At 57.0% G+C, this 26,746-nt stretch carries 28 protein-coding genes; 4 read left to right on the forward strand and 24 right to left on the reverse strand.

What is annotated here, in order from left to right; genetic code table 11:
- On the reverse strand, nt 1–226 hold a 226-nt coding region (locus G547_RS0114985), incomplete at its 3' end, for a helix-turn-helix domain-containing protein (protein WP_027330551.1).
- A gap of 139 nt (nt 227–365) precedes the next feature.
- Here G547_RS0114985 and G547_RS21730 point away from each other — a divergent pair.
- Nucleotides 366–851, forward strand: coding sequence for a GspH/FimT family pseudopilin (locus G547_RS21730; protein WP_281167780.1), 486 nt, complete (start codon nt 366–368; stop codon nt 849–851).
- A gap of 63 nt (nt 852–914) precedes the next feature.
- Here the strand turns inward: G547_RS21730 and ispH are convergent, their stop codons facing one another.
- The 7 genes from ispH to murJ form a co-directional block, all read right to left on the reverse strand.
- On the reverse strand, nt 915–1,847 hold the full coding sequence (gene ispH, locus G547_RS0114995) for a 4-hydroxy-3-methylbut-2-enyl diphosphate reductase (RefSeq protein WP_027330552.1): 933 nt from the start codon (nt 1,845–1,847) through the stop codon (nt 915–917).
- A gap of 4 nt (nt 1,848–1,851) precedes the next feature.
- On the reverse strand, nt 1,852–2,304 hold the full coding sequence (locus G547_RS0115000; protein WP_027330553.1) for an FKBP-type peptidyl-prolyl cis-trans isomerase: 453 nt from the start codon (nt 2,302–2,304) through the stop codon (nt 1,852–1,854).
- Nucleotides 2,297–2,791, reverse strand: coding sequence for a signal peptidase II (gene lspA, locus G547_RS0115005; RefSeq protein WP_027330554.1), 495 nt, complete (start codon nt 2,789–2,791; stop codon nt 2,297–2,299). The genes G547_RS0115000 and lspA overlap by 8 nt, the downstream gene beginning before the upstream one ends.
- A gap of 125 nt (nt 2,792–2,916) precedes the next feature.
- Nucleotides 2,917–5,715: an isoleucine--tRNA ligase gene (gene ileS / locus G547_RS0115010; RefSeq protein WP_027330555.1), complete on the reverse strand. Its 2,799-nt coding sequence runs from the start codon at nt 5,713–5,715 to the stop codon at nt 2,917–2,919.
- A 194-nt stretch (nt 5,716–5,909) separates the two neighbouring features.
- Nucleotides 5,910–6,869 carry a bifunctional riboflavin kinase/FAD synthetase gene (ribF, locus tag G547_RS0115015; RefSeq protein WP_027330556.1) on the reverse strand — a complete coding sequence of 320 codons (960 nt, stop codon included), beginning with the start codon at nt 6,867–6,869 and terminating at the stop codon, nt 5,910–5,912.
- A 102-nt stretch (nt 6,870–6,971) separates the two neighbouring features.
- Nucleotides 6,972–8,717: a flagellar assembly protein A gene (locus G547_RS0115020; RefSeq protein ID WP_169449459.1), complete on the reverse strand. Its 1,746-nt coding sequence runs from the start codon at nt 8,715–8,717 to the stop codon at nt 6,972–6,974.
- Nucleotides 8,718–8,778: 61 nt separating this feature from the next.
- Complete coding sequence (murJ, locus tag G547_RS0115025) at nt 8,779–10,380, reverse strand: murein biosynthesis integral membrane protein MurJ (RefSeq protein WP_027330558.1); 1,602 nt, start codon at nt 10,378–10,380, stop codon at nt 8,779–8,781.
- A gap of 150 nt (nt 10,381–10,530) precedes the next feature.
- Here murJ and G547_RS0115030 point away from each other — a divergent pair, with 150 nt between their 5' ends.
- The 3 genes from G547_RS0115030 to G547_RS0115040 are packed head-to-tail and all read left to right on the forward strand — an operon-like array spanning nt 10,531 to nt 14,248.
- Nucleotides 10,531–12,639 carry a TonB-dependent siderophore receptor gene (locus G547_RS0115030; RefSeq protein ID WP_036188999.1) on the forward strand — a complete coding sequence of 703 codons (2,109 nt, stop codon included), beginning with the start codon at nt 10,531–10,533 and terminating at the stop codon, nt 12,637–12,639.
- A 6-nt stretch (nt 12,640–12,645) separates the two neighbouring features.
- Complete coding sequence (locus tag G547_RS21735; RefSeq protein WP_051235571.1) at nt 12,646–13,905, forward strand: PepSY-associated TM helix domain-containing protein; 1,260 nt, start codon at nt 12,646–12,648, stop codon at nt 13,903–13,905.
- Nucleotides 13,906–13,963: 58 nt separating this feature from the next.
- Nucleotides 13,964–14,248 carry a YebG family protein gene (locus G547_RS0115040; protein WP_027330560.1) on the forward strand — a complete coding sequence of 95 codons (285 nt, stop codon included), beginning with the start codon at nt 13,964–13,966 and terminating at the stop codon, nt 14,246–14,248.
- Between the two features lie 150 nt (nt 14,249–14,398).
- On the opposite strand, the gene G547_RS23865 is transcribed toward G547_RS0115040, so the two are convergent.
- The 16 genes from G547_RS23865 to G547_RS0115120 form a co-directional block, all read right to left on the reverse strand.
- Nucleotides 14,399–14,893: an ion channel gene (locus G547_RS23865; protein WP_157209899.1), complete on the reverse strand. Its 495-nt coding sequence runs from the start codon at nt 14,891–14,893 to the stop codon at nt 14,399–14,401.
- A gap of 44 nt (nt 14,894–14,937) precedes the next feature.
- Nucleotides 14,938–15,153, reverse strand: coding sequence for a dodecin (locus G547_RS0115050; RefSeq protein WP_027330562.1), 216 nt, complete (start codon nt 15,151–15,153; stop codon nt 14,938–14,940).
- Nucleotides 15,154–15,520: 367 nt separating this feature from the next.
- The gene (locus tag G547_RS0115060; RefSeq protein WP_027330563.1) at nt 15,521–16,051 is read right to left on the reverse strand and encodes a GNAT family N-acetyltransferase; all 531 of its coding nucleotides are present in this window, start codon (nt 16,049–16,051) and stop codon (nt 15,521–15,523) included.
- Nucleotides 16,051–16,836, reverse strand: a complete 786-nt coding sequence (locus G547_RS0115065; RefSeq protein ID WP_027330564.1) for a phytanoyl-CoA dioxygenase family protein — start codon at nt 16,834–16,836, stop codon at nt 16,051–16,053. The genes G547_RS0115060 and G547_RS0115065 overlap by 1 nt, the downstream gene beginning before the upstream one ends.
- Before the next feature lie 81 nt (nt 16,837–16,917).
- On the reverse strand, nt 16,918–17,241 hold the full coding sequence (locus G547_RS0115070) for a hypothetical protein (protein ID WP_027330565.1): 324 nt from the start codon (nt 17,239–17,241) through the stop codon (nt 16,918–16,920).
- Between the two features lie 47 nt (nt 17,242–17,288).
- Nucleotides 17,289–18,155, reverse strand: a complete 867-nt coding sequence (locus tag G547_RS0115075; protein ID WP_027330566.1) for an IS3 family transposase — start codon at nt 18,153–18,155, stop codon at nt 17,289–17,291.
- Nucleotides 18,152–18,460, reverse strand: coding sequence for a transposase (locus tag G547_RS0115080; RefSeq protein WP_027330567.1), 309 nt, complete (start codon nt 18,458–18,460; stop codon nt 18,152–18,154). The genes G547_RS0115075 and G547_RS0115080 overlap by 4 nt, the downstream gene beginning before the upstream one ends.
- A gap of 146 nt (nt 18,461–18,606) precedes the next feature.
- Entirely contained in the window at nt 18,607–19,002 is a 396-nt protein-coding gene (locus G547_RS23480; RefSeq protein ID WP_157209901.1) for a hypothetical protein, read from the reverse strand.
- A 134-nt stretch (nt 19,003–19,136) separates the two neighbouring features.
- Nucleotides 19,137–19,427, reverse strand: coding sequence for a hypothetical protein (locus tag G547_RS0115090; RefSeq protein WP_027330568.1), 291 nt, complete (start codon nt 19,425–19,427; stop codon nt 19,137–19,139).
- Nucleotides 19,428–19,497: 70 nt separating this feature from the next.
- On the reverse strand, nt 19,498–20,040 hold the full coding sequence (locus G547_RS0115095; RefSeq protein ID WP_027330569.1) for a hypothetical protein: 543 nt from the start codon (nt 20,038–20,040) through the stop codon (nt 19,498–19,500).
- 79 nt (nt 20,041–20,119) lie between these two features.
- The gene (locus tag G547_RS0115100) at nt 20,120–20,956 is read right to left on the reverse strand and encodes an IS3 family transposase (RefSeq protein WP_245573497.1); all 837 of its coding nucleotides are present in this window, start codon (nt 20,954–20,956) and stop codon (nt 20,120–20,122) included.
- A complete protein-coding gene (locus G547_RS0115105; protein ID WP_027330571.1) occupies nt 20,953–21,318 on the reverse strand; it encodes a transposase in 366 nt (121 codons plus the stop codon). Before G547_RS0115105 ends, G547_RS0115100 begins: the two co-directional genes overlap by 4 nt.
- Nucleotides 21,319–21,956: 638 nt before the next feature.
- Entirely contained in the window at nt 21,957–22,163 is a 207-nt protein-coding gene (locus tag G547_RS24080; RefSeq protein ID WP_084646073.1) for a KTSC domain-containing protein, read from the reverse strand.
- 88 nt (nt 22,164–22,251) lie between these two features.
- Nucleotides 22,252–22,617, reverse strand: a complete 366-nt coding sequence (locus G547_RS0115110; RefSeq protein ID WP_027330572.1) for a glyoxalase superfamily protein — start codon at nt 22,615–22,617, stop codon at nt 22,252–22,254.
- Between the two features lie 219 nt (nt 22,618–22,836).
- A complete protein-coding gene (locus G547_RS0115115) occupies nt 22,837–24,828 on the reverse strand; it encodes a PhoX family protein (RefSeq protein WP_027330573.1) in 1,992 nt (663 codons plus the stop codon).
- Entirely contained in the window at nt 24,821–26,746 is a 1,926-nt protein-coding gene (locus G547_RS0115120; protein ID WP_027330574.1) for a phytase, read from the reverse strand. Before G547_RS0115120 ends, G547_RS0115115 begins: the two co-directional genes overlap by 8 nt.

Genomic DNA, 26,746 nt, shown 5'->3' on the forward strand with positions numbered 1-26,746 from the left:
CAGCAAATTCAACGGTTGGGTCGACTCGATTGCGGACATTCGGCACTCGACGATCCTTGTAAAGCAGGGCCTCCACACCGCCCTCGTTAGCCGCTTCTTTGTACCGGTAGAAGGTGTCTCGCGAGACGCCCATCATCTTGCAGGCCTTGGAGACGTTACCCAGCTCCTCCGCCAAATTCAGCAATCCGACCTTGTGTTTAATGATACGTTCGTTACTATTGAGCATGAGGGTTACCTCTAATGTGTTTTGATTTCAGGTTTCGTCACCATCAATCAAAACCGGTAACCCTCCCTTTTTCAAGAGGCAGTGTCAGATTTGGTCTGAACTAATACAGCTAACACTTCTGGAGCTGCTCGTCACTTTGGTGGTTCTTTCGCTAATCCTGACTGTCGGGCTACCCAGCCTTCAGGCTCAAATTGAACGTACCCGTACGCTCACTCTCACCCAGAACCTTCAAGAGGCTATGCAGGCCACACGCCATCGTGCCGTCAGCCACAATGGGCGGGCAACCTTGGCCGCGCTCGGCTCTTGGGAAAACGGCTGGCAGCTGTTTGACGACGACAACCACAACGGTCGCCGGGATTCGAGCGAAACACTGGTATTTTCACACCGAGTAGAGAGTCACGGCGTATCTATAGAGGGGAACGACTGGGTTAAGCGGTACATTTCATACGTCGGTACCGGAGAAAGTCGGCATGCGGGGGGCAGCCCCCTAGGAGGGTTTCTGGCTGGTACTATTACCGTATGCAGTGAGAACCGTGGCTCCAACCACTACAAGCTAGTGCTGTCTCGCATGGGCAGGGTACGTCGAGCCGAGATTGATGCCAGCGAATGCTTTGCTCAAGGTTAATACGCCAACCTGCCAACACATTCGCACAGCGAGTATTCCCTTGCAAAAAAACGTTTCAGCCTATTAACGCAATTCGCGGGGAAGGCTGAAGCTGATGTTTTCCGGGATGCCAGCCGACTCCTCGGCAGTTTTTGCGCCGAAGCCTCTCAACCGGTCCAGCACCTGCTCCACCAGGACCTCGGGTGCGGAGGCCCCGGCGGTGATGCCGATACTCCGCTTGCCTTCCAGCCACGGTGGCTGGATGCACTGGGGGCCGTCGATCAGATAGGCCTCTGTGCCGCAGCGCTCGGCCAACTCCCTTAGGCGGTTGGAGTTGGAACTGTTGTGTGAGCCCACCACCAGCACCAGGTCGCACTCCAGGGCCAGCTGGCGCACGGCATCCTGGCGGTTGGTCGTGGCGTAGCAGATATCGTCTTTTTTGGGCCCCAGGATCGCGGGAAACCTGGCTCGTAGGGCATCAATCACCTTGGCGGTATCATCCATGGAGAGGGTCGTCTGGGTCACGTAGGCCAAGTGCTCCGGATCGTTGACCTCCAGCGCCGCGGCGTCATTTTCGTCTTCCACCAGGTAAATGGTCCCGCCGTTGCTGGCGTCATACTGCCCCATGGTGCCTTCAACCTCAGGGTGGCCAGCATGGCCGATCAGGACGCACTCCCGCCCCTCGCGGCTGTAGCGGGCGACTTCCATATGCACTTTGGTCACGAGCGGGCAAGTGGCATCAAAGACCTGAAGCCCTCTCTCTTTCGCTTCCTGCTGGACCGCCCGGGATACGCCATGGGCGCTGAAAATCACGATGACATCGTCGGGCACCTGCTCGAGCTCTTCGACGAACACCGCGCCGCGCTCTCGCAGGCTATCGACCACGAATTTGTTGTGAACGACTTCGTGACGAACGTAGATTGGGGCGCCAAAGACATCCAACGCGCGGTTGACGATATCGATCGCGCGGTCGACGCCAGCGCAGAAGCCACGGGGGTTTGCGAGCTTAATTTCCATACAATCAGTGTACCTGAGCTGGCTCAACGTTCAAAATAGCCACATCGAATAAGATGTCGCGCCCTGCCAGCGGGTGATTGAAGTCGATAACCACCCTTTTATCGTCAAACTCGCTGACTACGCCGGGTAACTCGGCTTTTTGAGCGTCGGCAAAGGAAAGCATCAAACCCTTTTCCAGCTCAATGTCGTCCCCAAACTGGTCTCGTGGGACCTCCTGCAGGTTGCTGGGGTTATGCTGACCAAAGCCGTCTTCCGGGGAGATCGTCAGTACCTTTTCATCACCGGACTTGAGACCGAAAAGCGCTTTTTCGAAGCCGGGCAGCAGGTTGCCATCACCCACGGTAAAAACGGCGGGATCTTTCCCAAAGGTGGAGTCCACCTCCTCTCCGTCTTTCAGACGCAACGCAAAGTGCAACGTGACGGTGGTTCCCGGCCCGACGGGCAGTTGTTCAGTCATGGCGCTTGTCCTTGTTACCCAGAAGCATGTCGAGTATCAGCAGGGCCGCGCCGACGGTAATGGCGGAGTCCGCAATATTGAACGCGGGCCAGTAGTAGTCTTTGTAATGCACCACGATGAAGTCCACGACGTGACCGAGCACCACCCGGTCGTACAGGTTGCCGATGGCACCGCCCAGAATCAGCGCCAGCGCCAGCGCTTCATAGCGTTTTTCGGCCACGCGTGCCAACCAGACCACCAGCACAACGCTGACAATCGCCGCCACGGCGGTGAAAAACCAGCGTTGCCAGCCCCCCGCTTCACTCAGGAAACTGAACGCCGCCCCCGGATTGTGCAGCAACGTGAAGTTGAAAAACGGCGTAAAAACCACCGGGTCACCATAGGTAAGCGTGGCAGAAACCCAGTATTTGCTGATCTGATCCAAGACGATCACGATCAGGGCGATGGCGTACCAGCGCCAGGCGCGGGCAGGTATTTTCACAGGCATGTTTTTTCTGTTCCATTATCAATCGTGTGGCACTCGCGGGCGAGCTCGGGGTGAGTCTGCCACCGGGTGAGTGGCGGGTGCGCTTCGCTTACCCGCCCTGCAGTTTCTACGAGTTTCCGAGCCGGTTAGGCGTAATGGCGCTCTTCGCCCTGGCCTTCGACGTTGTCGACGCAGCGGGCGCAGATGTCCGGGTGCTTGGGGTCACTGCCCACATCGGCGCGGTGGTGCCAGCAACGGCCACACTTCTCATAAGAGGCTTTATCAACCGCCACTTTGAGCCCCTCGATATCGGTCAGTTCCGCTTCGGTGGCCTCATCCAGTGGCCGCACCTGAGCCGTGGAAGTGATCAGCACAAAGCGCAACTCATCGCCCAGTTTCTGCAACACGCGCCGCAGATCCTCGTTGGCAAACAGGGTTACTTCCGCCCCTAACGAGCCGCCGATGGCGCCCGCGGCGCGCTGGGTTTCAAGCACTTTGTTGACGGCATCCTTCACTTCCGCGATCCGGTGCCAATCCTCAACGCTGAAATCAGACTCCTCCGCCTGCGGGAGCGCGTACCACTCGGCGGCAAACACCGGCCCCGAATGGGCTCCCGGGAGAAGCGGCCAGATTTCGTCAGCGGTAAAGCTCAGGATCGGTGCGATCCAGCGCACCATGGCTTCCACCACATGATAGAGCGCCGTCTGGGCCGAACGCCGGGCCCGGCTGTCAGAACGGGTGGTGTACTGGCGATCTTTGATGATATCCAGATAAAAGCCACCCAGATCCACCACGCAGAAGTTATGCAGTTTCTGGTAGATCAGGTGAAATTGATAGTTGTCATAGGCGTTGATGATCTCGTCCTGCAGCTCGGCCGCGCGGCGCACGATCCAGCGGTCCAGGGCAACCATCTTCTCCGGCGCCACGGCATGCTCGCCCGGCTCGAACCCGTTGAGGTTGGCGAGCATAAAGCGGGTGGTGTTGCGAATCCGGCGGTAGGAGTCGGCGGTCCGTTTGAGGATTTCATCGGACACGCTCATCTCGCCGCTGAAGTCGGTGGCCGCCACCCACAGGCGCAGCACATCCGCGCCCAGCTCTTTCATGACTTTCTGCGGTGGAATCACGTTGCCGACCGATTTGGACATCTTCCGGCCCTGGGCGTCGACGGTGAAGCCGTGGGTCAACACGGTTTTGTAGGGCGGCTTGCCGTTCATGGCCATGGCGGTCTTCAGGGAGGACTGGAACCAGCCGCGGTGCTGGTCGGAGCCTTCCAGATACAAGTCCGCCGGGTAGCGCAAGTAATCCCGCTGCTGCAGCACCGCAAAGTGGGTCACACCTGAGTCGAACCAGACATCCAGAGTGTCGGTCACTTTCTGGTAGTTTTCTGCATCGGCACCGAGCATTTCGGCCGCATCCAGCTCAAACCAGGCGTCCATTCCCTCTTTCTCCACCTGCTGGGCCACCGCTTCAATCAACCGCGGAGTGTCGGGGTGCAGGTCGCCGGTTTCTTTGTGGACGAACAGCGCAATGGGCACACCCCAGGTACGCTGCCGGGAGATGCACCAGTCGGGGGACGAGGCAAGCATGGAATCGATGCGTGCCCGGCCCCAGTCCGGCACCCACTGGACCTCGTCCACGGCGTCGGAGACCTGCTCGCGCAACTGGTTCTTGGTCATGCTGACAAACCACTGGGGCGTGGCGCGGAAAATCAGCGGGGTTTTGGTGCGCCAACAGTGGGGGAAGCTGTGGGTGATTTTGCCCTGGGCCAACAAAGCGCCCTTCTCTTCCAGCAAGGCAACCACTTTTTCGTCCACTTTGTAGACGTGCTCGCCGGCAAAGGTTTCCACGCTATCCCGATAAACGCCATTGTCGTCAATGTAGTTCAGAGTTCCGATGCCGTATTTCTGGCCCACGACGAAGTCGTCCATGCCGTGATCCGGGGCGGTGTGAACGCAGCCGGTACCGGCGTCCGTCGTAACGTGGTCGCCGAGAATGACCGGTACCTGGCGGGCATAGAACGGATGTTGGACCTGCAGGTTCTCCAGTTCTTTACCAGGGGTGCGGCCCACGATCTCATAACCCTCAACCCCGGCGCGTTGCATCACGGACTCAAGCAAGGCTTCGGCCACCAACAGGCGCTCGCCACCGACCTGGGCCACAACGTAGTCCAGTTCAGGGTTGACACTGACGGCCTGATTCGCCGGCAGAGTCCAGGGTGTGGTGGTCCAGATCACCAGGGAGACATCGCCTTTTCCGGCCAGACCGGGCACGGCGTGCTCCAGGGCGTGTTGATCGGTAAAGGCAAACTTCACGTCGATGGAGTAAGAGGTTTTGTCCTGGTATTCGACTTCGGCTTCGGCCAGGGCAGAGCCGCCCACAACGCTCCAGTAGACGGGTTTAAAGCCTTTGTGAAGATGGCCCTGATCGGCGATTTTGCCCAGCGCGCGAATGATGTCGGCTTCGAACTTGTAGTCCATGGTGAGATAGGGGTTGTCCCACTCACCGAGCACGCCTAGGCGGATGAAGTCTTCTTTCTGGCCTTTGACCTGACGCGCGGCATAGTCCCGGCATTTTTGCCGGAAGGTTTTGACATCGAGCTTGGTGCCGGCTTTGCCGTGTTTCTTTTCGACGTTGTGCTCAATGGGCAGGCCGTGGCAGTCCCAGCCGGGCACGTAGGGGGCATCAAAGCCGCTCAGCGTTTTGCTTTTGACGATGATGTCTTTCAAGATTTTGTTGACGGCGTGGCCGATGTGAATGTCACCGTTGGCGTAGGGGGGGCCGTCATGCAGGATGAACGGTTCTCGACCGGCCCGGGCCCGGCGGATTTGCTGGTAGAGGTTGTCTTTCTGCCAGCGCTTGAGCATTTCGGGCTCGCGCTGTGCCAGGTTGGCCTTCATGGCGAAGGCGGTATGGGGCAGGTTCAGGGTTGCTTTGTAGTCGCTCATAGTCGTCTGGTTCGCCAAGTATTTGTGGCTTTCGCGTATGTTAGGTGCTTCGTCAGCTTGGGCCGGCCCGGAGTGGAGCGAGCCTATCCTGGACACGCCGTAAACCCCTCCCTGGGGGCTCGAATCGCGGGTCCCCCGCTCCACGGTCCAGGATAGGCTCGCTCCACTCCGGGCCTCAGTGCCACATGCTGACGTCAGTGTATCTGTCTACGTCCGCTAAAAAACTGCTTTGCTTGCGCAATGTCTTTTTGCAGCTGGTCGCGCAGTCTGTCGACCGATTCAAATTTCTGTTCGTCCCGCAGCTTGCGGTGAAATTCTACCGCGATGTGCTCGCCATAGAGGTTTTCCGAGAAGTCTAACAGGTGGACTTCCAGAATGGGCCGGGGCACGCCGTTGACGGTAGGCCGCACGCCGACGTTGGCCACGCCGCTGTGAACTCGCCCGCCCGCCCGGTGGGCGGTGATGGCGAACACACCGCGCAGTGGCGAGCGGTAGCGTCGCAGCTGCACATTGGCGGTGGGCACGCCCAGTTGCCGGCCCAATTGCTTGCCATAGCCGACCCGGCCGGTGATCTGGTAGGGGTGCCCCAACAGTTGTTCTGCCAGGAGAAATTCCCCTGCTTCCAATGCCTCGCGAATTCGGGTGCTGCTCACCCGGCTACCGGCCACTTCCAGTGTGCAGGTGTCGGTGACGGTAAAGCCCTGTTCACGTCCGACGGCGGTGAGCAGTTCGAAGTCGCCGGCCCGATCGCAGCCGAAGCGGAAGTCATCGCCCACCACCAGGTGGCGGATGCCCAGCCCCTGCACGAGGATTCGGTCAATGAACTCGCGCGCGGTCAGGCCTTGCAGGTCGGCGTTGAAGCGCAGACAGAGTATGCGATCGACGCCGGCCTCGAACAGCGCTTCAATTTTTTCCCGCAACCGCATCAGCCTCGCCGGGGCGCGCTCCCGGGCGAAGTATTCGTGTGGCTGGGGCTCAAATATGATGGCCACGGCCGGCAGCTGGTGCTGCCTCGCGGCGTCGGTCAACTGGCGCAGTATGGCTCTGTGGCCCAGATGCACGCCATCGAAGGTGCCGATGGTCGCTACGCAGCCCCGGTGGCGGGGGCGCAGATTGTGCAGCCCGCGAATGAACTCTCTGGGGGCCGGATTCACAGTAATACCCGCGTGCCTCGTTCAGTCAACCGTTGAGAAACGCGTGAGTATACAGTAGCCGACCGGCGGGGGTAAGAGGTACAGGGCCTCTGTGAGAGCGGTTCAGGGGCGATTGAGAAGTTCGGCCCCGATGCGAACCCAGCAGGAAGGGCCGTGCTCAAGGCTGTCATACCGCCGAACGCCGTCGACGGTAAGACTGATGTTGGCATGCTGCTGACGTTTGACCTCTACCCGACAGGTGTCGGAGGACTGCCGCCGGGAGGCAAGCCGTTCTATGAGTGTTAAAAGGCGCTGTCGGCGAGTGCGCAGAGCGTCGCGGGTCACATAGAGGCGCTGGTGCTTTTCCGAGGCGGGCGCGCTGCGCTCACCCCGCTCGATACACTGGAGGGTTTCCACGACTTTGTGCCAATTGTGCTCGCACAATTCGAGAGCCTGCTTGAGCGACTGCAACCGACGGCTTTTCTCCGGCGGCCTCCCGACGCTGACCTCAGTGGCCACACCAGCCTCGCTGCCCAGGCGGTTCACAATGACCGCCCGCCCGGCATGAGCCCAGCCGCCGATCAGACTGCCTTTTCCGGTTGGCTGACCCAGAACAATGTCCTGCCCGGCCTTCAGGCGACTTTGCAGCACGTATTCACGTACGTGAATATCTCCCTTGGCCCGGACCTCAGCCAGGTTGATAAACTTGGCACTCAGGATCCCGCCAGCACTCAGGTGGGTTCTCAGCTGCAGGTCGCCGTCATGGCGCTTCCCCACTTCTTCCCCCATGACACCGCCCAGAATGGCCAGGCTGCCGCCAGCGCTGACATCAGCCTTCTCGACCATTCCCCGCACGACGATATCGCCGGTGGCTTTGACCACAAAACCACTGCCCACATCGCCCGCCACTTCGACCGAACCGTCAAAGTCGATATTGCCGGATTCGAGCCCCACGGCCTTCAACCGGAGCGTCGGATCCACTCGCACGCCCGCACCACTGAAAACCGGGTGGCCACGAATATCGGCGACCAACAGGTCTGGATCGTCCGGGGCCGGGCTCACACCCTCACTTTTAGGGTCAAACGGTCGGTCCCGACCGGCTTTGGGCGCCAGGGGTTCTCCCAGCACCGTCAGTCCAGGCTCTCCCGCAGTGGCCGGTAACCGTCGCATGAGAGGCGTGCCCGGCTCGACTACGACAAAGTCATGCAGGTGATAAAGGTCCACACGCCCTCGAGCGTCTTCCTCAAGGTTCAGGTCCTCCTCTCGGGCAACCAGAGAGTGGAACCGAGTATTCTGACCCTCTTTCGGCGGGACCGCCCGCGCCACAATCACCGCTTCAGCATGCCCCTGACGGAGGACCCGCCCCAGCGTCTTGCGCAACCAGCAGGCCTGGGGGACACCCTGGTCTTGCAACGCTTTCGCCAGGTCGCGGTCAGTGACCGCCCGACCGCCCCAAGCCGCGTGCAACGTCAGCTCCGCGGTCATCCGGTCACGACTGATATGCCACTCCATGCGAGCATCGCGCCGCTCGGCAACGACCAACTGCCCGGCTTTGCCACTGTTAGCTTGTTGCACCAGGGCCTCAAGCGTTGCAGTCGGCGCATAAAAAGCACCGTAACCCGCCTCAGAAAGTTGGGCGCGCAGGCCCTCAAGGGTGATCACAGTGGCCTGGGGCGAGGGCGAGAGGTTCGCAAGTACCAGCGCACTGACGTCATCGAAAGACAGGTGAATCTGGCAGGGCGTTAACCGGGAAGATGGACGTGAGGCACTTGAAGCCGAACCGGCATTATTTGCCGGGGCCTCACGCGAGACTGGTGAACCGGGTTGGAGAGGCGCACCAGTCGGTGTGGAATGATTATTGTCGCCCATATCAACAAGCGTAGCACAAACTCGCCCACCTGTCGGTTTATTTGTCACTTTTGGCGCGTTTTTACCGGTTGGAGCGGAATTCAGAGAATTTAACGCCAAATACTCGCAAACTGAGGCCATATGCCGCCAAACCTACACCGCACAGCAGCGCCAGCCGCCATACACGCGGCCACCACCCCCACTCTGCCCAGTCAGACCAGTAAGCGAGCAACGCCAGCAGTGACGCCACCATCACTGCGTTAGCCCCCGCAAAACGTGCCAACCGCAACCCCCAACCAGCGCTCTGTTGGTAAATACCCCGCTGCCGAAGCCCCCGAAACAGCAGAAACGCATTCAGGTACGCGGCCAACGCAGTCGCCAGGGCCAGCCCCACATGGCCGATGTTGAACCAGAAATACAGCGGCAAGACGAACACCAGGTTCAGCACCATATTCGCCACCATGGCATAGATGCCGATACGCACTGGGGTTTTCATATCCTGGCGGGCGAAGTACCCAGGCGCGAGCACCTTGATCAACATGAACGCCAGCAGGCCAAGCGCATAGGCCCGCAAGCTGAGCGCGGCCATGGTCATATCCCGAACGCTGGTTTCGCCATACTGAAACAGCGTCATTAGAATAGGCTCCGCCAACAGGACCAATGCCAACGAGGCTGGCAATGCCAGCACCAGCACGCTGCGGACCGCCCAGTCGAGGGTACGACTGAAGGTCTCCGGGTCCTCGGCGGCGTGCTGACGGGAGAGGCTCGGCGTAATAACCGTCGCCAGCGCCACCGCGAACACACCCAGCGGCAACTCTACCAGCCGGTCCGAATAATAAAGCCACGATACGCTACCGGTGGGCAGAAAGGAGGCCAGCACCGTATCCAGCAGCAGGTTGATCTGGCTGACCGACACGCCAAACAGCGCGGGCGCCATCAGCCACAGAATTTTCCGGACGCCTGGGTCTTTCCAGTCGACTTTCGGTGCGGGCAAGAGGTGCACCCGCTGCAAAAAAGGCAACTGGAACAACAGCTGAACCACCCCCGCCACCATGACCCCCCACGCTAGCGCGTACGCCGGCGTCTCCACCAGCGGGGCCGCAACCAAGGCTGCGATAATCAGGCTCAGATTCAACAGCACCGGAGTGAAAGCCGGAATCGCAAACCGGTCGTAACTATTGAGGATCGCTCCGGCAAGACCGGTCAGGGAAATCAGCAACAGGTAGGGAAATGTGACTCTCACCATATCGACGGTAAGGTCGTATTTGTCCGGCGTGTTCATCCAAAAGCCCGGCGCAAAAATAGCCGTGACAACCGGTGCCCCCACTACCGCCAGCAGGGTGATCGAAATCAATACCGAACCGAGGCACCCGGCCACCCGATCCACCAGCGCCTTGACCGCCTCGTGAGGGCCTCTTTGGCGGTATTCGGATAACACCGGTACAAAGGCCTGAGCAAAAGCGCCCTCGGCAAACAGCCGACGCATGAAATTGGGGATTTTAAACGCAACGAAAAAAGCGTCCGCTCCGGCCCCCGCGCCAATCACCCGGGCAAACACCATATCCCGCAACAACCCCAATACGCGCGAGAGCATGGTGAAGGCACTCACCAGAGAGCTGGAGCGCAACAAACTCGGAGGGCGTTTCACGGTTGTTGATGACGGGGGTAATCGAGCGTCTGACACAGTCCTTCCTGAAATCGGCAATGTAGAGGCGCATTATCCACACTCCCACGAACAAGATACAGAGTCGTTTCAGCGTGACACGCATTATTGCAAAATAAAATGATAACTATTACTATTCGCAACACTTACAATGATGCGAAGGAAATTCCCGTGTTTAAGCAGTCTTTACTTCCCCTTGCCTTACTCGCCACCAGCCATAGCTGGGCCCAGCAAACCCCACCCGTGACCGAGGAATTCATCGTTACCGGCCGCGCCCAGACGCTATATCAAGTATCCGAGTCCTCCGTCTCCACCCGCCTGAGCGCTGATTTGACCCGGATTCCGGCCTCAGTTCAGGTATTGAATAAAGACCTGATTCAGGACCAGGGCGCCCGAGATGCGCGCGACCTCTACCGCAGCATCAGCGGCGTGAACTTCTTCAGCTACTCCGGCGTCAGCTTTCGCGGATTCCGTCAGGACGAAGTGCTCTACGATGGGCTGCGCGGCGACCCCTACGCCGGCTTCACCGTGCCCCGGCTGTTCGGCATCGAGCAAGTAGAGGTTCTTAAAGGGCCGAGTGGCGCCGTTTACGGAGCCGGCCAGCCCGGCGGGCTTATCAACTACAACACCAGTCAGGCCTCTTTGGAGCCGTACGCTCGTGCCCAGATCATCGCCGGTGATTATGACCTGACGGGAGTCAACTTCGAGGCGACCGGCGCCTTCGGTGACAGTGACGTGGGCTACCGGGTGGCCATGTTGAAAGAGACCGAAGAGCCGTTCCGCAACAACACCACCAACGATAACGATCAGGGCGACCTGGCGCTGGTGTGGGAGCCTTCACACACCACACGGGCCCAAATGAAGTACTCCTTTGTCGATCAAACCCTCGGCGGCAACCGCCTGCGCGGGGTGCCCATTGATGAGAATGGCGATTTCCTGGTGGACACAAGCTGGAACCACAATGAACCAGCCGACTTTCTCTCTCTGGAAGCCGATATTCTCTACGCCCGGCTGCAACACGAGTTCAGCCCCACGGTGCGCCTCGACATGGCCACCCGCTATTATGAAAACCAGGAAAAACAGAACTACCACGAGCCTCGGGGGCTGTACGACTCCAATGACGATGGCGTAGAGGACATGATGAAGCGCCAGTTCCGCGACCAGGTGCGCAATAATGAGGGCCTGTCCGCCTACGGCAACCTGATGATGGATTTCGACACCGGCGACATTGAGCACCAGTTCCTGATCGGTGCGGAAATCTACGACCAGCAGGACGACTTCAAAGCCAAACGCGGTTCGCCCATCGAAGACGGAGGCGTGGTGCCACCGCTCAGCCTTTATGATCCCGTGTACGGCCAGACCTCCCGCGCCCAATACGGGCTGGACGACAACCCCTGGGAAACGCCCGCCAAGAGCGAGCTTCAACAAGTGGGCCTCTACCTACAGGATCTGGTGCGCCTGTCCGACCAGTGGGACCTTCTGGCCAGCCTGCGCCACACGAGTTTTGAAGCCGACAGCGACGACACCGAAAAAGACAGCGACAGCGCCCTCACCTACCGCCTCGGCGGTGTCTACCACCTGACCCCGGGGGCCAACGTCTACGCCAGCATCAGCGAGGGTTTCGTCCCGCAATCCCCCGGCAGCCAGACCCCCGACGCCGGTGGTCCGTTTGAACCCGAGGAAAGCGAGCAGTTCGAGTTGGGCGCCAAGCTCGAACTGCTCGACGGCCGAGCCCGACTGAACCTCGCCGCCTACGAAATCGAGCGTCGCAACGTCCTGCAAACCAGTCCACTGGGTGATGTAGGCAACGACGGCATCGACGACCTGGCGGCCATCGGCCGGGTACGCAGTCGTGGCGCAGAACTGGACCTGAGCGCAGACCTGCTGCCCCAGTGGACCATGACCTTCAACTACGCCTACAACAACGTCAAAGTATTGGAGGCCACCGATGGCATTACCAACGCCACCGGCGACGACTTTGCCAACACCCCGGATCAGACCATCGGCCTCTGGACTCGCTATGACTTCCTGAGCATTCAGTCGGCGATCGCCTTCGGCGCCGACTACAAAGGTGACCAGATTGGCATTCAGGGTGACCCGGTCGACGCCTATACCGTGTTCGATGCCAGTTGGCAGACCCAATTCGAATACTGGAAGCTGCAGGTCAACGTGAAAAACCTGTTCGACGAAGTCTATGCGGAGAGTGGCTTTATTACCCGTACCGGCCACTTCCCGGGAGAGCCCCGGCGAGTCGTCGCGACACTCAGCCGCGAGTTCTAAAACCCGATGACGGGCGCTTCGAAAAGCCGACGACGGCTCTGGTTCAGCCTCCACTCCTGGGTGGGCATGAAACTGAGCCTGCTATTCTTCTTCGTGTCATTGACGGGCACCGTCGCCGTCTACGCCTACGAAGTGGACTGGCTGTTCACGCCCGCTCTGCGGGCCGAAGCACCTTACCCCAACGCCGAGCGCATGCCGGTCGGCACCCAATTGGCGGCGGCATTTGAGAAGTACCCCAACTGGACGCCCCACTACTTCCACGTGAACCTGCCGGGCTACATGGCCTCGGAGCTGATCGTCAAGGACGAAAAAGGGGACCTGCGCCGCATCTACATCAACCCCTACAGCGCGCAAGTCCAGGGGGTGGCCGACTGGTTCAACGCCCACCGGTTTCTGCGCGAGGCGCACCGGCACCTGATGCTGCCGCTCGCCTGGGGGCTGACCCTCGTCACGCTGCTCAGCCTCCCCCTACTACTGTCGTTGATCTCCGCCTTTCCCATCTTCAAGCGCTGGTGGCGGGGATTTTTCAAATCACCGACGAAAACGGACCCACCCCGCCGCTGGTGGGGCAACCTGCACCGCTGGCTGGGGTTGTGGAGCCTGCCGTTTATTCTGATTATCGGTTTAACCGGCTTCTGGTACTTGGTTGAAGAGTGGGGGGCGTCCGCCCCGCAGGCACTCAGCGCCCTGACCCCGCTGCCCGAGGCGGGCAGGCTGCCACGCGACGCCGAACACCTGAACCACGCACTGAACTCCGCCCTTTCTCAGTGGCCCGGCTACCACCTGGACAGCCTGTTCTTTCGCGGAGAAAACCAGCCGATCATTCTTCACGGCCAGGACACTGCCCTGCTGGTCCGCCCCCGTACCAATCTTCTGTTACTCGACCCCGCCACCGGAGAGGTACTCGATCGGTTCCGGGGAGAACAACTGAACCTGCACCAACGTATCGCCGAAGCCGCCGACCCTCTGCACTTCGGCACCTTCGGCGGCCAGCTCACCCGCTTCCTGTGGTTTCTATGGGGCATTATGCTCACGCTTTTGAGCGCCAGCGGAGCCTGGATCTACACCCTGCGCCTGACGCACGGCTCTCGTAGGGCCGATAGGCCCACAGGCGCCTCCACCACAACCCGCCGTACCCCCTCAACCAAAACATCAGCCCCAACCACTCACCGGCAGACTCTCTGGCGCGGCCAATTCCTGCGCTGGCCGCAACTCGCGCTGATACTCACCTGCCTGACACTGGCCGTCATTAGCTTTAGCAGTTGACAAGCCCGCCTCAAGCCAATACTGTATGTAAAAACAGTAATGACCCAGGAGGTAAACCATGGCTGTAGTCGCCGTTTGGAAATGCGATCGGGATGGAAAGATGTTTGATGACAAAAAAGCCGCGGAAGCCCACGACAAGCTGCTGGAGCTGGCCGCCAATATTACCCAATTGATTGAAACCCAGATTGAGGGCATCAGCGAGGAGCATAGCGAGGCCATCGGCCTGCTGCTCGCCGAACGCCGGGACCAACTGGCCAAAGCGTGCAAGGGTAAGCCCGAAGCGTTACTCGAAGAGGTCGAAAACTCCAACGAGAACGTGACCCATTTGGCCTCAAATCAGTAAGTCCGCCGCTTAACACTGGGGTCACACCAGTCCGCCTCTCCTCACTCGCTCAGGGACGAGCGTTCTTTGCCCACGAAGGAAACCTCGCCCCTCACGCCTGAGCTCAACCGTCGAGACCAGAGGAGCATGACTTATCTGGCACTCAATGAATCAGTCATTGTCGCTTCCCCAGGCGCGATTCATGACGAGGTAGCTGAAGGAAGCTGACCAGGTAATCATCATAAACCCCACGAGCGCTTCAGTCCCCGCCAGAAACCGGATGTCACCGGCGGCTGTCAAGTCACCCCACCCGACCGTCGTGTAGTTCGCCACAGAAAAATACACACAGTCAAGCAGGCCCAATCGGCTATAGCCATGAATGACGCCGTAACCAGCCTGAGCCGACAACCCCCAGAACGCCAAACCAAACAACCAGATCTCCACAACGTGGGCGAGAAGCAGCACAAACATCGTCATCAAGACAATGGGGCGTGTCCGGTGATTGCGTCCAAAGCGCCGGTGCCGATGGCTGTGCCAACGGTTCAGAAGTTGGATCACCTCATAGTGAAAAATTATCACCAGAGACACCACAAGGGTCGTGACCAAAACCACGATCCACTCGGAAGTCACCGAAAACGCCATCAAGTGCTCACCTTCATCACTCAAACGTCACCGTTATGAGGCCCAACGGGTTGGGCTCCAGGTTCCGATCAGCTTCCTTCGATTCGGAAGCCAACTTTTATGACCACCTGATAGTGGCCGACCGCCCCGTTTTCGACGTGGCCACGGGTTTCAACCACCTCAAACCACTCGATATTTTTCACGCTTTTACTGCACTCGGCCAAGCCATTATTGATGGCCTCTTCAATGCTGTTCGGTGAAGAGCCAACAATTTCGAGCTTCTTGTAGGTGTGATGGTTCGACATGAGAACCTCCATAGTCGAGAAATGTAACCTCAGTATGGCACAAAGACCAAACAGAACAACCGTGCTGGATTTGGCACTCATAAATCTGACCAGACCAGATAGACACCGCGTTTTCTTTCTGCAACCAAAGGCGAGCGTGATCTAACGTCTCTTTGATACCCCCCCCATGGATCAGCCCGGCCTGAAAAACGGCACCGGCAGTTCGGTAATGCGCTCAGAATTCCTTCGGGCGCAAAGACCACCCAGCTCCAGCTCCAATTCTTCAATCTTCTCAAAAACGTCCATTTTTAGATCCACCCAACACCCCAACCCGGGCGTACTTTCGCTTCAACGGCGGCGACAAAAAAATGTCCGTCGCATTTCTTTACTAGAGCGTTTTAACATAGTGCAGCTCATGCAACACAATACCTGCGAGTTTCGACGTTGACCTTTCCTGGCCCGATTCGACAAAGCCAAGCTTTTTATACGCTTCTTGCGCCGGAGTATTGCCCTTGATACACCATAACTCGGTGCTTTTAAAGCCTGCGCGGGAAGAGTAGTTGATTGCCCGTTCAACAAGACCGGAACCAATTCCAGTTCTCCAACATTCAGGTAGAACATTGACAGCCCACAGCTCCAATGTTTCCGCATCCGTCTCATAGCGAGGCTTACCGACTATGGAAAACGCGACGACGTCATCTCGCTCTTCCGCAACGGACACAGTAAAGTCAACGTTCTGGTTAGACAATCGATTTTTTAAGTCTGACAGGTTGTCGGCGGGATCCAGCGCACCGAGAAAATTTGCGGGCATAAACTCTCGATACGCCGCCCTCCAAGCAGCGACCCGAACCTTTCCAATCGCTTCCGCGTCTTTTGGTTCAGCTTTCCGTAAAATGAAACTTTTCTGTAACGTCGCCATCACACGCTTTTCGCTTCCATAAATCTATTACGGAATTTTATCTCAACCGCTCTCGAAAACGCACTGGCGTCTTCGAGCTTCGTCAACATGTCGGAGTTTGGTAAACAGCTGTCATCGACGAACTTCACCAGCTTCGGAACGGAATCGCAGAACAGAATGTCCAGGGACAGACGACCCATGCCGTATATTCCCCGATGAATCATACCCGCGTCAAATACCAGAAGATCACCGGCATTCAGTTTGACGTTTACGCCAGACGATAGGTCTTCGTAATTCTTACGACCATTCTGTTCCAAACGCACGTCCAGTTCCTCGCCACTATCCCAGCGTCTATGGGTGCCAGGCACCAACTCCACACCCGGCTCATCGACCAACGGAACCCGAAAGTGAACAACGTTTGGTCCGAGCAGCGACTGCTTTTGCTCGTCAATGGACATATGGTACTGTGGATCTCTGTGCCAATAGCTTCTCTGGCCTTCATTCACGGGGTCAAAAAACAACTGAGTATTCATAAAGGCCGGGCGGCCGCCCATGATAGAACTCACAACGCCCATCAGCTTAACTGAGCCTATAAACTTGAATAGCAATTCTCTCTCGGAATCTTTCAGGTGCTTTTTAGCGGTCAAGTATGCAGAGTTTACAGCCCCCTCATTGTAGAGCCGCGCACTTCCCTGCTTCCACGATTGATGGAATTGGACGGCTACTTCCCGCAACTTTTGAAGCTCGCTCTCTCCGACGAAACCTTCAAGAACAAGATATCCGTTTTCTTCGTACTCTTTAATCATGCGCTCACCCACAACACTCCCGTCACCGACGCTTTAGTCTGCAGGGGTTGATCTGGGATCACAGTCGCTTGTTAGTTGCCTTCACTTCCCTAGCGCTATCATAATTAGTGGGTACATAAATGCCGCAAAGATCAATACACATATTACGGCCGTAATGCCATTTGCGCAGACGTATAATGACAGTGGCATTTTAGCTCTCACTGGCCATAATGTGGCGGAGATGGCCAACCAAAATGGTGCCGCCATGAAGATTGCAAGAGCCACCCCCTGTAGAGCTTCGTGGCGCAGGGGGTTACCTGGTTCAGCAATGTAATCATACCCAAACATCGCCGCCACGCCCAGGAAGAACAAGCCTCCAACTGCCGCCAGAGCCGCCATCACTATCCAGAGTTTCGAATATTTCATTTGATACTCATCACAATGGTGTTCCCCATAAAAAATAGACACCTTACTTATGCAGCAAAAGCTGCCGTCTCTTCAAACTCAACGGGGCTTAACCCGTCGTTTGCAGAATGCCTTCTCTTGCGGTTATAAAAGATCTCAATATAGCCGAATATACCGGATTTTGCTTCCTCGATCGACTGGTAGCATTTAGCGTAGATCAGCTCTACTTTAAGCCGAGCAAAGAAAGACTCCATTGCTGCATTGTCCCAACAGTTTCCCTTCCTGCTCATACTCCGTGTGATCTCGTGCTTCTCCAGGAAGCTCACGTAGCTATTAGAGCGATACTGCGTGCCGCGATCAGAATGAACGATCAACCCCGGCGCTGTACCTCGAGCATCAATGGCCATCTGCATCGCCTGTGTAATCAGCCGCTCCGTCATGCTCGTATCCAAGCTCCATCCAATGATCCTGCGCGAATACAGATCCATGACCGTTGCCAGATAGAGCCACTCTTTTCGAACCCACACGTAGGTTATATCGGTTACCCACTTCTGATTGGGACGGTCCGTCGAGAAGTCTCGCCACAATAGATTGTCGGCTACATTGTGCATCGTTAAGGCGTGGCCACCATAGTTGAAGGCCTTGCCATTGCGGGCCAATATGCCCCGCTCCTGCATGATCCGGGCGATATAGTTGACCGAGCACTTATGTCCGAGGGCATTGAGCTCCTGGGTGATTCGAGGCGCGCCGTAGGCCGCCTCAAACGCTTCATAAGTATCTTTAACCAGTGATGCAACCTTTTCCTTACGGGTCTCTCGCTGACTTTTTGGAGCATCTCGCCACCGATAGAACCCTGACCGATGCACACCCAGAACGTCGCACATCAAGTTGACGCTGTATTGACTCACGTGGTCTAGTATGAGCGCGTACTTCACTCTTGGTCTTTCGCGAAGTACGCAGAAACCTTTTTTAGGAATTCCATCTCCTCTCTCAGGCGCTTATTCTCCCTTTTGAGCTTACGCAGCTCCTCGCTCTCCTGCTTGGAATAGTCCACGCCTTCTACTGAGTTGAACTGCTTATCAGATAGGCGGTTGAACTGCCTTTTCCAGTTCGAGATCTGTTGGGCGCTGATACCCAGTTCCTTGGCTACCTGGGCTTGGGTGACGCCTGGCTTTTCAGACCGTTTTATGGCCTCTTTGCGGAACTCTTCAGTGTAATGTTGGTGCTTTTTACGTGCCATTCTGGACACCTCCATATAGGACTAATATAACTATACAGGGTGTCTACTTTTTATGGGTAACTTGGACATTTAACGTCCCCAAGCAGGGGCATATTTTTGCGTTTTGAGCGCAGCGAAGCAAAAATATGTCCCGCTGCCTTGGCTTGTTAGCGACTAGTCTCGTCGCGCTTCCTTTCGTCCGCTACATATGCGAGAACTATAAATATCACCAAAAGAATAGTGATTGCATATGCAGGAATAAGAACCCACGCTCCAACAACATAGACTAGAGGAACCGAGATTGTGTATATCGCCACCAACAAGTGCTCAGGTCCTGGGTGGTAAAAATGGACCCAACGTCCCTTCTTTATAAAAACCACCAACAAATTTCGAACTAAACTAGCAAAACCAATAGCTAGTATTAAAAATGCAGCAGTTACAAACCCCTTTCTCGCCATTTCTGAAAATGAACGAACTGCGGCTTCAATTTCCCAGGGAGGCAGAAGAGCAGCACGATGCCCAAAGCTAGGGCTGCCAACTTCAATCCCAATAATATCTGCCAACCCATTTTATCCACCGGAAACTCCTGAATCGCTAACGCCCCTAAGCATGGGCATGTTTTTGCGTTTTGAGCGCAGCGAAGCAAAAATATGTCCCACTGCCTTGGCTGGTTAGGTGCCGACTGATGCTACCAAATTTAAGCATTTAGCCTCACTATATTTATCACCATTGCGCCAAACAGCCAGAGTGCACCACATATAAATATAGCTCCCAAAATCTTCGCCAGAAAATTTCCTGCGGGGCTTCCATTCTCATAGTTGACCCCTTGAACTTCCAAAATGGACTGCTCCATTTTTATGGCAACAGGGACAGTAATAATAGAAGCAACCATAACCACTTGACCAATTCCAACACCAGCAAAGATTGAGATAATAATGCCCAATATCATTGGAGAATAGCCAAGACCCCAGATTTTCATGCGATACATATTGGGCTCCTAACGCCGCCAGCAGAGGCCGAGCGAAGCGAGGTCCTGCTGACTGGCTTTGTTACGTGTTTTACACTCGACCGTAGAGCAGGTCATTTCTATTTTCCCAAAAATCATAAAGTTCATGTCTAGTGCTAATTATTAGCTCCACTATTCTGATAAGGGATTCGCGAGTAAACTGGATATACTCTTGCTTCAGCCCTTGCCTAGATATTTTTAGCTTTACAAAGGTGTAACCTTCTTCATCCATGCTCTCCCAATTCGCGTGAGCGACCATGTTTCGAAGTCTAGAGCTTTCATTTAAATTGGTGATAATATTTTGGTATCCAACCGTTGAAGCTCGCATGCCCCAATGAAAGTCATCGCACAACCTCTTAAATAGATCTACTTTTGATGAATATGCCATGCTCCCCATCACAACTAAACCCGTCGAATCCGTTCTATCCGTAAACCACTCACAAAGAACTGAGTTAAGCGCACTTTCAAGGCCGTTAAAATACATGATGACCTCACCTATGATGGGCAAGCATTCATCAAGATACTCTTCGGCTTTCTCTTCGTCTTCTATATCGTGCCAAAGATGTTGATCAAATTCCTTTATTCTTGATTTCATCGAAATGCCTTGGTTTTACACGTAACGCCGCCGACACGCGCGGCTTTGTAGTGGTGAACTTGCACCACTTTCACGGACACTATGACGCCACCCGTTGATAGGCTTTTGGCGATACATACCCCAATGAAGAGTGCAGGCGATCCTCGTTGTAAAACGCCACATAGTCAATGACTCTGGCCGCACACTCGACGTAAGAGCTGAATGTCATCTGGTGCACCAACTCGTTCTTTAATGTCCCGAAGAACGACTCGACGAAGGCATTGTCCGTCGGCGTTCCCGCTCGGCTCATGCTACTGATCAGGTCGGACTTTCTGAGCGTGTCTTGATAGATATCCGATCGGTATTCCGAGCCCTGATCACTGTGGAACAAACAACCCGAGTCATTCTCCTGCAGCGCCAGGGACATTTCAAGCGCACCGGTAATCAGGTCCGCGTCATGAGCCCGGGAGAAGCCCCAGCCGATGACTTCTCGGTTGAACAGGTCCAGGACGGCTGCCATGTAGATTGGGCCTTGTGCTGTTTTCAGGTACGTCATGTCGCCTGCCCACTGTTGACCCGGTGCGGTCGCCTTGGGAGATTCAGCCAGGACGTTGTCTGCAACTTCAGCGTAACCGCCGCTTCGCCTGCCTGGCCTTGATGCATGATAGGTAGACTGAATGCCGTTTGCTTTCATCAGACGGTTCACCCTGCGCTTGCTGCAGCTAAGGTTCTGATTTTTCAAAGCTTTATGAACGCGAGGGGCACCGTAGTTGCGTTTGTGGCCCACATGGACGACCTTGATGGCCTCGACCAACGCCGCATCTTCCAATGCTCTGGCACTCAGGCCCCGGTCTTGCCAGTCATAGAAACCGCTGGGAGAGACACCCAGGTGTCGACAAAGGTGAACCACTTTGTGCTGGTGGCGGTTCTTCTCTATGAACGCGTATCGCGTTTGCGCAGATCCGAGAAGAACCGCTTTGCCTTTTTTAGGATAATCACCTCTTCTTCCTTGGCGGACAGTCGTCTCTCTAGCTCCTTGATTTTGCGTTCAGCGGCTTTCAGTGCCTGCGCGTCTTCGGGACGGCGCTCAGGAGGACTGGCTTTCTTGCGCATGTGCTTGTTCTCCGAGAGGCGGCCCTCCTTGAACTCCTGCCGCCACCGGTACAGCATGACGGGGTGGATACCCAGAGACGTGGCGACATCTACAGCTCTAACGCCTTTCTTCCGGGTCATCTTGACCGCGTGAACCTTGTAAGCCAAGGTATAGCTGTCGTACTGGTTTTTCCGTGTTAATCCCATATTATCACCACTTAGGTTGAACAGTAAGTTACTGTCCGTGAAAGTGGTGTAAGTTCAGCGCGTAGTTAATTGACTTGTTAAATTTTGTTTCTATGGTATTTGTTATAATGTCGGTAGACTCTGGATCGTTCATAGTTCGCAATAGATTTTTTTTGGTCGAGCGTTAATTCTTCAAAGAGGCCAGGCAAGAAATTTCCAGTATCTTCTTCATATTCCTCTTTTCGATTAATGCCGAATGCTGACCAGAATACGTCTTCAGGAACCCCGTTCCTATTGGATAGCATTGAATAATAAATCGCGCCACGTAGCGTAGAAATTTCACTGCATACTTCTTCGACAGTCTCCCAAACGCAGCCCCTCCAAGTTAACTCACTAATTAACTCTGATTTATCATCCTCGAAAATTCTATATATCTCAGGATAACTTATTACGGATCCAGTCGACGCTCTATTTAGAAAAAGATCCTTGACGGACTTCTTTCGGCGAGGCAAGCAAACTGGTATCCCGTTTTCAACTTCCATTAGTGTGTGCACTCGAAATAAATTTAACGCCAGCCAGCATGCGCGGCTACGAAATGGAGGCGAAGCCGCAATGCAGTAGGCGTCGCGTGCCTGGCCTTGTTAAAACTTGGTCTTCCGTTAACAGTCATATCTATCTTTAATGTATTGGTGATAGTGCCGCCCCACAGAGCGAGCATTTATAAATTCTCGGAATACCTGCTCCGGCACACGGCAGAAACTGTAGTACGGATCGCTGTCCTCAAAGTCGATATACATGCGATTTGTGGAAGCGTCATAGCCAATCTTTCTTATTGCAGAGGATCTAACATTCACCCAATCGATCATCTTCCAGTCCCTCGACTTTTAACGCCCGCCATAAGCGGCCGAGTGAAACGAGGTCCGGCGCGCGAAGTGCGCGAACTTAATGGCTTGGTTATGTGTTTTTCTGCTCATTAAAGAGAACCTTATTTGAGAAAGGGTCTGTAACGGTAAAGCAGCGACCGCCCCAAGGAGCCTGCTCAATTTCAGGCTTATTGTACTTGTATGGCCGTGAGGATATATCCCCAAAAAGCCGATCAAGATCAGGCACGTTGACGAGTACCTTGCTTCCAGGTGTGCAGTCCCCGGAGTGTTCACTTAGATGGAACACAAGATTGCCCTTCGAAACTTGCATATATAGAGGGAAACCTTCCTCAAAGCGATGCTCCCAATCGACATCCATACCAAGAAACCCGCTGTAGAACTCCTTGGCTTTGTCCTCGTCGAAGATCCGTAAAATCGGTATCGTTTTAAATTCCATGATTAATACTCGATTGACACATAACAGTATATTCAACGTCAAGGTGACGCAAGTAAACACGTCGGCACGACGTATATCTCCGTCCCCGATCAATAATTTTCTTTATTTTCAGTACGTTACTAAGGCCGACGTGTTTAAGCACGTCGGCCTCAGTGGGTATTGTTGACGCTTAAGCCGGAAGTGGCAAGAGGAGGCACCCATGGCGCCTCCTCTGGAGGGTCAGGTGCCGATCACGCCGCCGTCGTTTTTGGTGATAAGGACGGTGGTGGAGCGGGGGCGGGTTTTGCCGTCGCTGGCGGGGTAGCTGAGCGTGGGGTGTTGGACGTTGATCCAGAGGGTTTTGCCGTCCGGGGTGGCGGTGATGCCGGTGATTTCGCAGCCGACGGGGCCGGTGAGGAAACGGCGTACTTGCCGGGTGACCGGGTCGGCGCAGAGCATCTGGTTGGTGCCCATGGCGTCGTACACGTTTTTGCCGTCGCTGAAGTCGGTCTGGATCCACAAGCGCCCATCCGGATCGAACCAGAGGCCGTCGGGACTGGCGAAGATGTCGCCCAGAATGGTGCCGTACTGGTGGTCGGTTTTCCAGGATTCGTCCGCCGGGGGGTGTTCGCCCGCCAGCAGGAACAGTTCCCATTGAAAGCGGGTGGCGTGTGGGTGCCGTTCATTTTCCCGCCAGCGCAGTATTTGGCCGTGGTGGTTGACGGGGCGCGGGTTGGCGGCACCGACCGGCTGGTCCGGGTCCACGCCGCGCTCGACGTTGTTGGTCAGGGTGACGTAGCCGTCGCGCGTGTAGGGGTTGACGGCGATCCATTCGGGACGGTCCATGGGTGTGGCACCGACGGCGTCGGCGGCGCCGCGCAGGTTGACCAGCACATCGGCCTGGTCGCGGAAACCATCGGCGTCGGTCAGGCCCGGCTGGCCCCATACCAGTGGGCGCCATTGGCCGGTACCGTCTTCGTGATAGACCGCCACATAGACGGTGCCTTTGTCCAACAGGTCGCGGTTGGCCTTCGGGTTGCTGGGGTTAAAACGGCCTTCCGGTACAAACTTGTAGACGTATTCGCCCCGCGTGTCGTCGCCGGAGTAAAACGCCAGGCTGCCGTCCGGGTGTTGTACGCAGGTGCAGCCCTCGCGCACGATTCGCCCCAGCGCGGTGCGTTTTACGGGTTTGGAGTCCGGGTCGAAAGGATCCACTTCCACCACCCACCCAAAGCGATTGGGTTCATTGACGTAACCACCGTGTGGCTGGTTTGCCCGGGGCGTGGCGTCAAAACGCGGATCGGCGGACTCCCAATAGTTGTAGTGGCTGTTAGGACCGGCGGAAATTCCATAGCGGTGGTGTTCGCGCCGCCGGGCGTGGTCCGCCGGGTCGCGATTGACGAAGTAGTTTTTCCAGTTTTCCTCGGCCATGAGGTAGGTGCCCCAGGGAGTCACCCCCATGGAGCAGTTGTTCAGCGTACCGAGTATTTCCCGCCCCGCCGGGTCGTCCGCCGTTTTCATGGCGTCGGCTCCGGCGCAGGGGCCGCTGATGGCCATGGGGGTATAGCCGGTCAGGCGTCGGTTGTAGCGGGAGGGATACACCCTCTGCCACTGGCCGTCGTTGCCCTTGCGGACTTCGATAATGCTCAGGCCGTGGCCCGCCTGTTCCTTGCGCACCTCGTCCAGTGGGCGTTCGCTGCGACCCTCAGCGCCCTCGGTCACCGTGGGGCCATTGGGGTGAATCGTCGCGTTGATGTACTCGTGGTTGATCGCCAACAGGCCGTGCTCATTGGGCGCGTCCGGAAACGGGAAAAAGTGCATGCCGTCGTGGTTCTGGCCGGACTGCAGCGCCTGGGCTTCCCAGCCTTGCGCGGCGCTGGGGTCCCATTCCGGCGCGCCTTGCTCCACCGGGTCACCCCAACTGAAAAAGGCCCGGGCGGTGTAGCCTTCCGGCACGCCCACCCGATCGTATTCGGGGTCACCCGCCACGGGCACGGGCTGGAAGCCAATGGCCGGGCGCGGGCTGTCCCGAAAGGCCGCAGGCTTCTCGTCGGCGGTCGAACAGGCGCTGAGCAACGTGGAGGCGGCAAAAGGACCGGCCAGCAGCCCCAGCCCACCCTTCAACACCTGCCGGCGCGAGTGACCGACCCGGTTCAGGTCCCGGTTGCCACTGGGGTTGACCGGGAAGTCATCGACATCAATCGAGCCGGATGTGTTGAGTACGTCAGTCATCGAGATTCAAAGCCTCTGCAATATCGGTCCAGGGGATGTACTTGAAGTTCTGGGGCGCTTCGGGCATCACATTGTGGCCGTCTTGCACCACCAGCATGCCTTTCGGAAACGCGGCTCCAAGCGGGCGGGCGGTGGTTTCCAGCCCGTCGGTTTCGGAAGCACCATCTATACCAGTTTTGGCATCGGCCGCCACCCGAAACTTGCCTCGTACTTTGTACGGCGCTTCGGCGTCCAGTATGACATAGCTGTGATCCCCCTGGCTGGACAGCACCAGGTAGCGCGCATCATTTTCGGGATAAAGGGCCACGCCCTCAAGGTCGGCCACGACCACATCGCCCACTTCGATAATGGCGGCCAATTCCGAGCCAGTCTCCGGCTCCGCTGGCAGGGTCCAGAGCCCGTGATCCTCCTCACCAATATACAGCTGGCCGCGTTTGTCGTCGGCCACACAGCCTTCCGGCTGGGTGTCCACCGCGAAATGACGGGCCACTTCTGACTGAATCTCTCCGTTGCGAACAAACAACCGGTGCTGTTCGAACCGGCCGCTCTTGCCATTGGCGATGGCGTAAGTTGCGCCCTTGGGGCTCTGATAGAGACAGATACCGTAGATTTCCTCTAAACCCGTCGGAAGCTCCGCCTGATGGCTGACCTCGCCGCTCTGCGCGTTGATGCGATAGACCGAAAGGGTATTGTGGTCGCGCTGGGTAGCGACCGCGATGTCGTCCGTGCCGTTGCCCCATTCAAAACCATAGCGCAGGTCGACGTTGTTCACCCGCCCCACGGACAGATGCTGAACGCGCCGGCCCTCCATATCGAACACATCCAGCCCGAGCTTCTTGTCGGTGCCCAGCACGCGACTGGCCGACGGGTTCGACGGATGCACCCAGATGGCGGGATCATCGGCGGCATCCCCAAAGCGGGCAACCGCTTCGGTCTGGGCCACCGGTTTCACTGTCGGCACGCTTTTTTGCGGGGCCGCGTCGGAAAGGTATTGACGTGGGAAGCCCTCCGGCAGCGCCAATGACAGGCGGTAGTGGCGGCCGCTGTCATCGTCCCGCAGGACCAGTTGCAGTTGTTCGCCGTCGCGCCAGGCGTAGAGTTGTTCCGGTTCGGCCAGCGTCGCCAACGCACCGCCGTCGTCCAGAGGCCACACGTTCCAACCTCCATCGGTCGGGGTATAGAGCCGAGGGCGGCGATGCTCGATATCGATGGCCACTAACGTTTGCCCTACAAGGGCCAATGCTTCGGCGCCTTCGGCCAAGGTTCCAAAGGGCGGGGTGACGTCCACCAGCGAGCGCCCCGGCGCCGCCTCCGGGTTAGAGGGGTACTGCCACAGGCCGAGCCCCTCCTCCGCGAGGAACAGGTTGCTGCGGGCGTCGGCGGCACAGGCGGTGCCATTGGGGGCGATGGCCATGTCACGCACCTTGTGGTTTGCCGGGTTGCCTTCGCTATCGCGCAGCCACCACTGACTGGCGCTGCCACGCTCATCTATCAAGAACAGGTAAACATTGCCTTCCGGGTCCCGCTGCAGGCACAAGGTCTCCGCCACGAAATCCGGCGAGCTTACCTGGCTGACGGTTTCCAGGGTATTGGTGCGAGCGTTCCAACGCATCAAGGTCGGTTTCTGTTCCGCCCCCAGCACACTCGCCAACAGTAGTTGGCCGTCGGGCTCGCGCAACATCGCCACGCCTTCGGCCTCGACGTCCGAACGGTATTGCTCGTTGAAATCGGTATTCAGGAAACGCAGATTGTCGTCCAGCTGCCACCAGCCTTGCAGGCGTTGTTTGCCATTCACCACCGGCGCCAGAGTGGAGCCCGTGAGGGGCTCCGGCAACGGTTCGAGGGATTGGGCCGTCGCGGCGCTCGACAGGCCGACCATGAGGCCGGCCCCCAACAATAACGCTATCAGTGTTCGCAT

It is taken from the genome of Marinimicrobium agarilyticum DSM 16975, from assembly GCF_000423345.1.
In the GTDB taxonomy this organism is placed as follows: domain Bacteria; phylum Pseudomonadota; class Gammaproteobacteria; order Pseudomonadales; family Cellvibrionaceae; genus Marinimicrobium; species Marinimicrobium agarilyticum.